This is a genomic window from Flagellimonas crocea, assembly GCF_033441595.1.
GTDB lineage: Bacteria > Bacteroidota > Bacteroidia > Flavobacteriales > Flavobacteriaceae > Flagellimonas > Flagellimonas crocea.
Genome location: NZ_JAUZVX010000002.1, coordinates 358,697 through 369,915 on the forward strand (window position 1 = coordinate 358,697; position 11,219 = coordinate 369,915).

The 11,219-nt window shown below is 44.0% G+C and carries 9 protein-coding genes; 7 read left to right on the top strand and 2 right to left on the bottom strand.

The annotated features are described in order from the left end of the window. Positions 1-2 precede the first annotated feature (2 nt). Positions 3-2,255, bottom strand: a complete 2,253-nt coding sequence (locus tag SD449_RS06820; protein WP_318309519.1) for an acyl-CoA dehydrogenase family protein — start codon at positions 2,253-2,255, stop codon at positions 3-5. A 117-nt stretch (positions 2,256-2,372) separates the two neighbouring features. Between SD449_RS06820 and ruvB the strand changes: the two genes are divergently transcribed. Further along, positions 2,373-3,395, top strand: coding sequence for a Holliday junction branch migration DNA helicase RuvB (gene ruvB / locus SD449_RS06825; protein WP_318309520.1), 1,023 nt, complete (start codon positions 2,373-2,375; stop codon positions 3,393-3,395). Positions 3,396-3,566: 171 nt separating this feature from the next. After that, positions 3,567-4,610: a c-type cytochrome gene (locus SD449_RS06830; RefSeq protein ID WP_318309521.1), complete on the top strand. Its 1,044-nt coding sequence runs from the start codon at positions 3,567-3,569 to the stop codon at positions 4,608-4,610. A 44-nt stretch (positions 4,611-4,654) separates the two neighbouring features. Here SD449_RS06830 and SD449_RS06835 read toward each other — a convergent pair whose 3' ends face one another. Further along, positions 4,655-5,251 carry a TetR/AcrR family transcriptional regulator gene (locus tag SD449_RS06835; RefSeq protein WP_318309522.1) on the bottom strand — a complete coding sequence of 199 codons (597 nt, stop codon included), beginning with the start codon at positions 5,249-5,251 and terminating at the stop codon, positions 4,655-4,657. A gap of 72 nt (positions 5,252-5,323) precedes the next feature. Here SD449_RS06835 and SD449_RS06840 point away from each other — a divergent pair, with 72 nt between their 5' ends. The 5 genes from SD449_RS06840 to ruvA all read left to right on the top strand — a co-directional run bounded on the left by SD449_RS06840 (position 5,324) and on the right by ruvA (position 11,219). Further along, a complete protein-coding gene (locus SD449_RS06840; protein WP_318309523.1) occupies positions 5,324-5,767 on the top strand; it encodes a cupin domain-containing protein in 444 nt (147 codons plus the stop codon). Positions 5,768-5,848: 81 nt separating this feature from the next. After that, entirely contained in the window at positions 5,849-6,745 is an 897-nt protein-coding gene (queG, locus tag SD449_RS06845; RefSeq protein ID WP_318309525.1) for a tRNA epoxyqueuosine(34) reductase QueG, read from the top strand. 127 nt (positions 6,746-6,872) lie between these two features. Then, on the top strand, positions 6,873-8,198 hold the full coding sequence (locus SD449_RS06850; protein WP_404828024.1) for an MFS transporter: 1,326 nt from the start codon (positions 6,873-6,875) through the stop codon (positions 8,196-8,198). A 122-nt stretch (positions 8,199-8,320) separates the two neighbouring features. After that, on the top strand, positions 8,321-10,615 hold the full coding sequence (locus SD449_RS06855; RefSeq protein WP_318309526.1) for an NADP-dependent malic enzyme: 2,295 nt from the start codon (positions 8,321-8,323) through the stop codon (positions 10,613-10,615). Positions 10,616-10,637: 22 nt separating this feature from the next. Then, complete coding sequence (gene ruvA, locus SD449_RS06860; RefSeq protein WP_318309528.1) at positions 10,638-11,219, top strand: Holliday junction branch migration protein RuvA; 582 nt, start codon at positions 10,638-10,640, stop codon at positions 11,217-11,219.

The window sequence follows — 11,219 nt, forward strand, 5'->3', positions numbered from 1 at the left end:
ATTTACTTCGTAATTGGTGCGGTAAGGCAATGTTCTGGAATACCAAAACCATCCACCAAAACTTCAATATGCGGTCTCAGCTCTGTGGATAGACGTTCCACACGTTGACGTATCGCCTTGGATTTTGTACTTCCAATGTATCCTTGCTCCAAATACCATCTCGCATCCGAATTGATTTGGTCAAGGGCATAGAGGCAACCCACTTTTTCCAACAATGCCCGATATTTCAGGTCCGTTACAGTCTCATAATGACTGCAGAAGATATTGTAGGCCAACTCTACGCTGTACGCTTTTCCCAAGGCCAACAGGTGGGTCTGTACCTTTAGAAAAGCCTGATACGATGGAATTCCTTTTTTGATGTAGTCCCGAATACGCATGGCCAAGGTATAGGTCAGCCTCCGGGTACGATAATCAAAAGCGTGTTTGTGGAACTTTGGGTTGTACAGGTGTTCCGCATCAACTTTGTTGGAATACAAGGGATTGATTGCCGTGAGCTTATCCGCAATCTGACTTTGGATAAGCTTCAGTACAGATGCAAAACCGGCGCTATTGAATTCCGCTCTAAAATCTGAAAGAACACCCTTGGCGGCAAGTTGCAACAAAACGGTATTGTCTCCTTCAAAAGTGGTAAATATGTCCACATCTCCCTTGAGGTCTGCGATTCTGTTCTCCAATAAATACCCTTTGCCGCCACATGCTTCTCGGCATTCCTGAATGGTTTCATTCGCAAACCAAGTGATGATGGATTTGAGGCCCGCTACTTGTGTTTCTATCTTTCTTTTGTCAGGTTGGGAATCGTCGCTATAGCGTTTCATCATCTCTTCCAACGTAAAATGGTACACATAAGCTCCCGCAATGGCTGGCGTAAGCCTTAATTGATGGGTAGGATAATCCATGATAAGGTCCTCCTGTATTTTCACGTTATCATTGAACTGCCTTCGGTTAAGGGCATATTTCACCGCAATGGACAGGGCCATTTTAGAACCTCCCAATGCCCCTTTGGCTACACAGATACGCCCACCGACCAGAGTGCCCAACATGGTAAAAAACCGTTTATTGGGATTTTTTATGGATGAAGTATAATTTCCTTCCTCCGTAATATCACCATACTTGTTCAAGAGATTTTCTCGGGGAACCTGCACATTATTGAACCATATTTTTCCATTGTCGACTCCGTTCAGTCCCAACTTGTATCCATTGTCCTCAACGGTAATGCCTTCCAAGACCTCATGCTTTTCATTTCTGAGGGGAACCAAAATGGCATGTACGCCCTCATTTTTACCGTTCACGATTAATTGTGCGAAAACGGTCGCGATCTTGGAATGCAGGGCGTTCCCTATGTATTCTTTATTGTCGTTTTTTCCAGGGGTGTGAATGAAAATGGAATCCGAAGCTTTTTCATAGGTGGCGGTGGTCTTGATGCCCCTTACGTTGGAACCGTGACCCGTTTCCGTCATGGCAAAGCAACCGAGTAATTTGGTTTGCCCTGCTTCGGTCAAATAATGGTCATGGTGCCTTTTTGTGCCCAACTTTTGGATGCTTCCACCAAAAAGGCCAAACTGGACCCCAAATTTTACGGCCAAACTCCCGTCCACGAACATCAGATGTTCAAAAATAGCGGCATAAGCGGGCATATTCCCTGTTCCTCCATATGCACTGGGATAGGCCATGGCACCGTACCCTGCCTCCCCTAAAAGCTGAACTTGTTTTAATATTCTATTTCGAAATTCGTCCTTGTCCCTTAATATTTCCCAAGCAAAGTCGGGTTGGTCAATAAACTTTCGGAATTCATCAACCACGGAGGAATGCTCTCCCTTCAAGATTTCATCCAAGATTTTGGCATCGTATTCATCCGAAGTTTTTTCGTGCACCACCTCTACATCGAACAAATGGTTGTAATGATTGGGCTGTATGCCTAAATGTACCTCGATATGCTTTAATTGCTCGTTCAGGTCATCACTTTTAATCAACCTTTGACTGAGAGATGTAAGCGGATATGTGTCGCTTTCGATTAATTTTATTTCTGAATTGGCAATGGTCTGTTTCCAGTTTTTGATTTCATCATCGTTCGGTGGGTTGTCCTTGTCCAACCACCTCTGCAATTGTGTTTTGTCCTTTTTGTCGAGTGATGCATCGAGCTCGATTACTTTTTGAACCACCGAAACTTCGGATGCAGAAAGCAGGTCGTCCGACCAAATCACATAAAAAAAGGGAATGTATTGTAGAATTCCTACGGAATAAGCTGTAGTAACCATATGGATGAATTAATAACTTTTCTAAGTTAAGATTTAGATTTTTAAGAAAGGAACCTAAGTGCATTTTTATGGATATGGCTTCAGGTCGATGGGGTTTTCAGTTATATTTGTTGAACCATGAACGAAAACTTAGATCCATCAGCCGATAATTTTTCCCCGGAGGAACTCGATATCGAAAGAGCCTTGCGCCCCATCACTTTTGATGATTTTACAGGGCAGGCCCAAGTACTGGAAAATCTAAAGGTTTTTGTGCAGGCCGCCAATTTGAGGGGAGAAGCGCTGGATCACACCCTTTTCCATGGTCCTCCAGGACTTGGCAAGACGACCTTGGCCCATATTTTGGCCAATGAGCTTGGTGTGGGCATAAAAGTAACATCTGGACCAGTTTTGGACAAACCTGGTGATTTGGCGGGACTATTGACCAATCTGGAGGAACGTGATGTGCTTTTTATTGATGAAATTCATAGGTTGAGCCCTATTGTGGAGGAATATCTCTATTCCGCCATGGAGGATTATAAAATTGATATTATGATAGAGACGGGACCCAATGCGCGTACCGTTCAAATCAATCTGAGTCCCTTTACCTTGATCGGGGCCACTACCCGATCGGGATTGCTTACCGCTCCCATGAGGGCCCGTTTTGGTATCCAGAGCCGTTTGGAATATTACAATACCGAATTGTTGTCCACCATTGTTGAACGTAGTGCCGAAATTTTGAACGTCCCAATTACAAATGACGCTGCTATCGAGATTGCAGGTAGAAGCAGGGGAACCCCACGAATCTGCAACGCACTGTTGCGCAGGGTGCGCGATTTTGCCCAGATCAAAGGGAATGGAAGTATTGACCTTGATATTTCACAGTTTGGGCTAAAGGCCCTGAACGTGGATGCCCATGGTTTGGATGAAATGGACAACAAGATTCTGAGCACCATCATAGATAAATTTAAGGGAGGTCCCGTAGGTATTACCACATTGGCCACAGCTGTTTCGGAAAGTGCCGAAACCCTTGAAGAGGTTTATGAGCCATTTTTGATTCAGCAAGGGTTTATTATGCGCACCCCGCGAGGGCGCGAGGTCACCGAATTGGCCTATAAACATTTGGGGAAGGTCAAGGGTGGTACCCAAGGCGGATTGTTTTAATCACATTGCTGTTTCCAATTTTAAATCTTTTTGTAATTTCCTTGCTTGTTTGATTGCATGGAATGATCTGTAAAATCATTTAATGAAAATCAAGGAAAGTCCCCATCTTGCCATTTTGTAATCGCTTTGCCTGATCTAATATGAATTACGGGGGACCGAAGAACATAAAAAGTGCAGAAAACTGATACATATAGTGTACTTGCCAAGCAGATAAAAAAACTGTGCCTGAAATTGGGTGTTTGCATTGTTTTGATGCTTGGGTTGGCTTTCGTTGTGGTGTTGGTGGGATTCGGCGGATATGGTACTGCCGAACATGTAAAACTCCCTGACGACGTCTATTATTTGGATTATAATGTGTACAATCTGTCCTTTTCAAAGAAAAATGAACAAATAAAAGAAGGCTTCGAGATTTTTAGGAATACTTCACAGCATATGGGGCCAAAGCAGTCGGATTCCACACAAAGATTTGCGGGCAATAATCTGGCCTGTGCCAGTTGTCATTTGAATGGGGGCACAAAGCCTTACGCGGCTCCATTGATCGGAGTGGTCAAGCGATTTCCACAATATCGCGGTCGGGAGGATAAAATGGGAACCATAGAGGAACGCATCAATGGTTGCATGGAACGTAGTATGAATGGTAGGGTAATGCCCGAAGACAGTGATAAAATGGAATCGTTGATGGCTTACTTGGAATGGTTGGGAAGAGGTACGCCATCAGATGGAAAAATAGAGGGACAAGGATTTTTGACCGTTGAAATTCCTGATAGAGCCGTGGATTTAGATCATGGCGAGCTTGTTTTTCAAAGAAGCTGCGTGGAGTGCCACGGGGTGGATGGACAAGGAGAGACGCAAGAAGACGGCACTTATCTGTACCCACCGCTATGGGGAAAGGATTCTTATAACAATGGCGCAGGTATGACCAGGGTAATCACCGCTGCCCAATTCATCAAGGGCAATATGCCTTATGGTACCACTTTCGACAGGCCCATGCTTACCGATGAAGAAGCCTACGATGTGGCAGGATACATCAATCAAAAGCTTAGGCCTACAAAACCCAATAGAGAAATAGATTTCCCCGATCTGGTCAAAAAACCAGTTTCTACACCCTATGGTCCTTATATGGATCCATTTACCACCGAGCAGCACCAATTGGGCCCATTTCAACCAATTATTAAATACTATGAAGACGAATACGATGTGGTCAAGAGCAAGTAAGTGTCCGTGACCTATTATTCGAACTTAAATAATTCAAAAAACAATCACTTGTCCATTCGGCAACCTTTTAAAATCATTTCCAATCCCCATGTTATTGAGTTGGCAGCTGTTTCGTCGTCCAGTCCACAAACATCTTTAGCCGTTATTACGGATTCTATACCCATTAACAGTACCGAGACATGGATTAATTTTTCTTTTTCTTCTTCACTGAGAGAAGTCTTGTGCGAGGCGAAATAATTCCGCAATGTTGTAATTCGATTCTGCCCTCTCTTCATTTTTGAATTGGGAGAGGAAAGCACGGCGGCCAAGAATTTTCGTGAGGTTTGTTCATTTCTGAAGCTGAAATCCAAATAAGCTTTTTGAATGCTCAAAATAGCATCTCTGGGAGAAGCCTCTTTATTTTTTTCAAAAACGGTATCCGTGTTGGGGACATCAAGTTGAAGCAAAAGGTCCATGGATATGGCATCGGTGTTCGTGTAATACCTGTAAATGGTGGCCCTTGAAATTCCTGCATTTTCAGCAATGCCCTCCATGGTCAGCGGCACTTTCTTCTCAAGTTGTTTTCGAGTGGCCTCTAGAATTTTATCACGTGTATTTAGCTTCTGGTTTTTGCGCCCAGATTCGATATGTTCATTTTTCATGAGACAAATATCTCATAAAATTTTGACACTAAGAAATTAATCAATATGTTTGTGAGACAAAAATCTCACGAAATGAAAACCAATACTTCAAAATGGGTCATGGGGCATAAGATAACCTCTCATCCTACAACAGGTGATTATGATTTGGCTCTTGGCGAGACCCCAGCAGGCGTTCAAGGACCACCGCCACATTCACACAGCGAATACAAAGAAGCCTTTATGGTAATCCAAGGTGAACTGGAATTCTTTGTCAATGGCAAAACCTTTACCTGTAAGCAAGGTGAATCCGTGGATATACCACCAGGAACCTTGCATACGTTCAGCAACAGGGCGGATGCCCCCTGTACTTGGGTCAATATTCACAGCCCTAAAGGATTCAACGATTTTTTTGAAACTTTTGGCGTTCCTGAGACAGAAACTGATGCCATTATGAAATCCGTAGATGCCGAAATCATTCAAAAAGTATTGGCTACCGCATCTGATTATGATATGATGATTCCTCCCCCTCCACAATAAAAATCTGCATGTCTTTTGTATCTTGGTGTTTCAAAACCATAGTAGACACCGAAATTGGGTTCAACCGCAAAATATACTTCAATGATAAAAACCGAGGCAAAACGCCTCGGCTTTTTGTCTTGTGGGATATCCAAGGCCGAATTTTTGGAGGAAGAGGCACCCCGTCTGGAGAAATGGCTTAAACAGAACATGCATGGGGAGATGCAGTACATGGAAAATCATTTTGATAAACGCTTGGACCCCACAAAATTGGTCGAGGATTCCAAGTCTGTAATATCACTCTTATTAAATTACTACCCTTCCGAGGAGCAGAATCAAGACTCCTATAAGATTTCCAAATATGCTTACGGGATGGATTATCACTTTGTGATAAAGGACAAGCTAAAAAACTTGCTCCATTTCATCGAGGAAGAAATAGGCGAGGTGAATGGTAGGGCCTTTGTGGATTCAGCGCCTGTGTTGGACAAGGCCTGGGCTGCCAAAAGCGGTCTCGGCTGGATAGGTAAAAACAGCAATTTGCTTACTCAGCAAGTGGGCTCCTTTTTTTTTATTGCCGAACTTATCGTGGATTTGCAACTGGACTACGACACACCTGTGACCGACCATTGTGGCACTTGCACTGCGTGTATCGATGCCTGTCCTACGGAAGCCATTGTGCAGCCCTACGTGGTGGATGGCAGCAAATGCATATCGTACCTGACCATTGAGCTAAAAAATGAAATCCCTTCCGAATTCGATGGTAAATTGGATGATTGGATGTTCGGTTGTGATGTGTGTCAGGATGTCTGCCCATGGAACCGTTTTTCAAAACCGCATAGCGAGCCGTTATTTAATCCAAATCCTGAATTGTTGTCCTTTACCAAAAAAGATTGGGAGGAAATCACGGAAGATGTCTTCAAAAAAATATTTAAAAAGTCGGCGGTAAAACGTACGAAACTCTCAGGTTTGAAGAGAAATATCAATTTTTTGAAGGAATGATTAATAATCCTTGGGTTCGATTACAATGTTTGTTTTGCTCATGAGGAAAAAGCATTATATTGAGCTATTTATTTGAAAGATTCGTATTTTTTCCATGTCAATATTGATGACCAGCTAAACTAACAGCATGATTAAGATCAAAAAACCCAAATTAAGCTTTTGGCAAATCTTTAATATGAACGTTGGGTTTCTAGGAATCCAATATAGTTTTGGCTTGCAGCAGAGCGCCATCAACCCAATTTTTCTTTTTTTAGGTGCAGAGGAAGAACTCCTCCCTATTTTGAACATTGCTGGTCCTATCACCGGATTGATAGTACAACCCATCATCGGAGCCGTATCGGATAAAACATGGTCCCCGCGTTGGGGAAGGCGAAAACCCTTCTTTTTGATAGGTGCCATAATGGGCAGTTTATGTTTGTTTTTCTTTCCATTGAGTCCAGCACTTTGGTTCGCCGTTGGTTTATTGTGGATTTTGGACGTTGGGAACAATATGGCCATGGAGCCGTATCGTGCCTTCGTTGGGGATAAGTTGCCCGAGTCTCAGTTTAGCATGGGATATCAAATGCAGAGTCTCTTTGTGGGAGCGGGTATACTTTTGGCAAACGCATCCATTTTTCTGTTTCAAGATTGGTTTGGTGGCGGGCAAGAGCTTGAAGGTACCGTGCCCAAATGGTTGTACTATTCCTTTTTTATTGGTTCGTTTCTTTCCATTGCCACCATCTTGTGGTCAGTTTTAAAAACACCCGAAATACCCCCGACGGATGAAGAGTTGGCGGAAATCAATAAGCACAAAGCGCTTCCATTTGCTGAACGTGTCAAGGTTCCATTTGTGGAGATAGCTCATGCCGTAAAGGAAATGCCCAAATTTATGTGGAAGCTGTCCGCGGTATACTTGTTTCAGTGGTATGCCCTTTTTGTGTATTGGCAGTTCATTACCCCATTGTTCAGGATTTCCTTGGGCTACGATACCTCCGAGGCCGCCGCACAGGCCGCCAAAATGAGCACCACCTATAATATTGTAACGGCCGTGGTAGCATTGATATTGGTACCGTTGACGATGAGGTTTGGAGGTAAAAAGGTATATGCTCTGAGTTTATTGGGCACAGCAGCAGCGCTATTTACGATTCCCTATATTCAAGACCCTGTTTATGTTCTGTTCCCCATGGTACTTTTCGGAATCGGATGGGCCGCCATGATGGGAATACCCTATAGCATGGTCTCCAAAGTGGTCCCACAAGAACGAAGAGGCGTGTACATGGGGATATTGAATATGATGATCGTGATTCCGATGGGAATCGAAACGCTTTCTTTTGGTCCGATATTTAAAAATCTATTGGGCGGTAATTCCGTAAATGCGATGTTGTTTGCCGCTGTGTTTTTTGCCATCGCGGCAATACTGGCCATGCGCCTCAATGTTTCAAAAGCGAAAGAGGAATATCCGTTGGACGCATAACGAATGCTTTTACAATGGATTAGCCGAATTGTTTTGGATTTTTCAACTTGTTGAAATTGATTCTTTGGATTTTCCTTTAAAAGCGATGAATATCCTAACTTTACCAATTCATTTTCGAGAATATGAGCAAGGAAAAACAAAGACGCGAAGCGCTACTGTACCACGCAAAGCCACAACCGGGAAAAATCAAGATAGTACCTACCAAACCGTATGCTACCCAACGAGATTTGGCATTGGCATATTCCCCAGGAGTGGCAGAACCCTGTCTGGAAATTGAAAAGAACAAGGACGATGTATACAAATACACCGCAAAAGGTAATCTTGTCGCTGTAATTTCCAACGGAACCGCAGTTTTGGGCTTGGGGAATATTGGCCCGGAGGCTTCGAAACCCGTTATGGAAGGAAAAAGTCTTCTGTTCAAAATATTCGCAGATATCGATGGAATAGATATCGAGCTCGATACTACAGATGTGGAAAGGTTCATTGAAACCGTTAAGACCATTGCACCCACATTTGGCGGAATCAACCTTGAGGACATCAAGGCTCCCGAAGCATTCGAGATAGAACGCAGATTGAAGGAAGAACTGGATATTCCGGTAATGCACGATGACCAGCACGGAACGGCGATTATTTCCGCTGCCGCATTATTGAACGCCTTGGAGATTGCCGACAAAAAAATAGAGGAAGTCAAAATCGTGGTCAGTGGTGCCGGTGCCGCTGCCGTTTCCTGTACCCGGCTCTACAAATCGTTTGGGGCAAAAGCGGAAAATATTGTCATGTTGGATAGTAAAGGTGTTATCCGAAGCGACAGGGAAAGTCTTAGTGAAGAGAAAATGGAATTCGCAACGGACCGAAAGATAGATACCCTTGAAGAGGCCATGCAGGATTGTGACGTCTTTATCGGGCTGTCCATTGCCGATATCGTAACCCCGGAAATGCTCAATTCCATGGCCAACGACCCCATTGTTTTTGCGATGGCAAACCCAGACCCTGAAATCGAGTACAACCTTGCATGCAGTACACGCAAGGATATCATTATGGCCACGGGCCGGTCGGACCACCCCAATCAGGTAAACAATGTTTTGGGTTTCCCATTTATTTTTAGGGGGGCTTTGGATGTCCGTGCGACCAAGATCAACGAGGAAATGAAAAAGGCTGCGGTAAGGGCGCTGGCCGATTTGACCCGCGAACCAGTTCCCGAGCAGGTGAACATAGCATACGATGCCACCAGATTGGCGTTTGGCAGGGATTACATCATTCCAAAACCTTTCGACCCTAGACTGATTACCAAAATCCCGCCTGCAGTAGCAAAAGCTGCGGTGGAAAGTGGCGTTGCCAAAATGCCGATACAAGATTGGGCCAAGTATGAGGAGGAACTTTATCAACGGTCGGGCAACGACAACAAAGTTGTCCGTTTGATGCACAATAGGGCCAAGCTCAATCCAAAACGAATTGTTTTTGCCGAGGCTGAATTATTGGATGTTTTGAAAGCGGCCCAAATTGTACATGATGAAGGCATTGCCCAACCCATACTACTGGGGCATAAGGCGACCATTGAAAAATTGAAAGAAGAACTTGAGTTCGATGCAGAAGTACCCATCATAGACCCACGTTCCGATGAGTTCAGTGAAATGAGGACCCGGTACGCACTTAAGCTATGGGAATCAAGACAACGTAAAGGGGAGACCAAGTACAGTGCCAGGGTAAACATGGGCAAGCGCAACTACTTTGGTGCAATGATGCTCAAAGAAGGGGATGCCGATGGAATGATTTCTGGATACTCAAGGGCATACCCAAAAGTACTGCGCCCTGTTTTCGAAGTTTTGGGCAGGGCCAAAAATGTACAAAATGCCAGCACGGTAAACATTATGATTACCGATAGGGGACCTTTGTTTTTGGCGGATACCTCAATAAACATTGATCCCAATGCCGAGGAATTGGCGGAGATAGCACAAATGACGGCCAATGTGGCCGAAACCTTTGGTTTTAATCCCGTAATGGCACTGTTGTCCTACGCAAACTTTGGTTCTTCCAGCCATCCAAATGCTCAAAAAGTGAGGGAGGCGGTGAGGATTTTGCACGAGAGAAACCCGGAGTTGGTGGTTGATGGGGAAATCCAGACGGACTTTGCGCTGGATCCTGAGATGAGCAACAAGAACTTCCCGTTCTCGAAAATATCGGGTAAAAAGGTAAACACCTTGATTTTTCCCAATTTGGAGTCGGCCAACATCACCTATAAATTATTAAAAGGGCTAAACAATGCGGATTCCATTGGCCCGATCATGGTGGGGCTTACAAAGGCGGCCCATATTCTACAGTTGGGCGCCAGCGTTGACGAGATGGTTAACATGGCCGCAGTAGCGGTAATAGATGCCCAAGAGCGGGAAAAAAGAAGAAAAGCAAAAATGCAAGGCTAGTAACCAAAATCTGGACAGTATCATGATTACGCATTTAAGAGGAAAATTGATTGAGAAAAATCCAACGTATGCCATTGTGGAATGCAATGGGGTAGGGTACTTTTTAAACATTTCCCTGCATACTTTTTCCCTGCTTCCAGACGAGGAAAATATTTTTATTTATACCGAATTATTGGTCAAGGAAGATTCCCATACGCTTTTTGGTTTTGCTGAAAGGTCGGAACGGGAAATATTCAGGTTGTTGATCTCTGTTTCGGGAGTCGGTTCCAGTACTGCGAGGACCATGCTGTCCTCCTTGTCGCCGACCGATGTAAGGGACGCCATAGCCAATGGTGACGTGCCTACAATTCAGTCCATAAAAGGTATCGGTGCAAAGACTGCCCAGCGGGTAATCTTGGACTTGAAGGACAAGATTTTGAAAGTCTACGACATTGGTGAAGTTTCACAACGATCAAACAATACAAATAAAGAAGAAGCGTTATCTGCATTAGAAGTTCTTGGGTTTACCAGAAAACAGTCCGAAAAGGTAGTTGAAAAGGTGGTTTCCCAAGATGCATCACTAAGCGTAGAGAACATTATAAAACTGGCGCTGAAAAATTTGTAA

Excerpts from the sequence above, each read along its gene's own strand:
- SD449_RS06835 (WP_318309522.1), bottom strand. The coding sequence starts at position 5,251 with ATGAAAAATGAACATATCGAATCTGGGCGCAAAAACCAGAAGCTAAAT.
- ruvA (WP_318309528.1), top strand. The coding sequence starts at position 10,638 with ATGATTACGCATTTAAGAGGAAAATTGATTGAGAAAAATCCAACGTAT.
- queG (WP_318309525.1), top strand. The coding sequence starts at position 5,849 with ATGATAAAAACCGAGGCAAAACGCCTCGGCTTTTTGTCTTGTGGGATA.
- SD449_RS06850 (WP_404828024.1), top strand. The coding sequence starts at position 6,873 with ATGATTAAGATCAAAAAACCCAAATTAAGCTTTTGGCAAATCTTTAAT.
- SD449_RS06820 (WP_318309519.1), bottom strand. The coding sequence starts at position 2,255 with ATGGTTACTACAGCTTATTCCGTAGGAATTCTACAATACATTCCCTTT.
- SD449_RS06840 (WP_318309523.1), top strand. The coding sequence starts at position 5,324 with ATGAAAACCAATACTTCAAAATGGGTCATGGGGCATAAGATAACCTCT.
- SD449_RS06855 (WP_318309526.1), top strand. The coding sequence starts at position 8,321 with ATGAGCAAGGAAAAACAAAGACGCGAAGCGCTACTGTACCACGCAAAG.
- ruvB (WP_318309520.1), top strand. The coding sequence starts at position 2,373 with ATGAACGAAAACTTAGATCCATCAGCCGATAATTTTTCCCCGGAGGAA.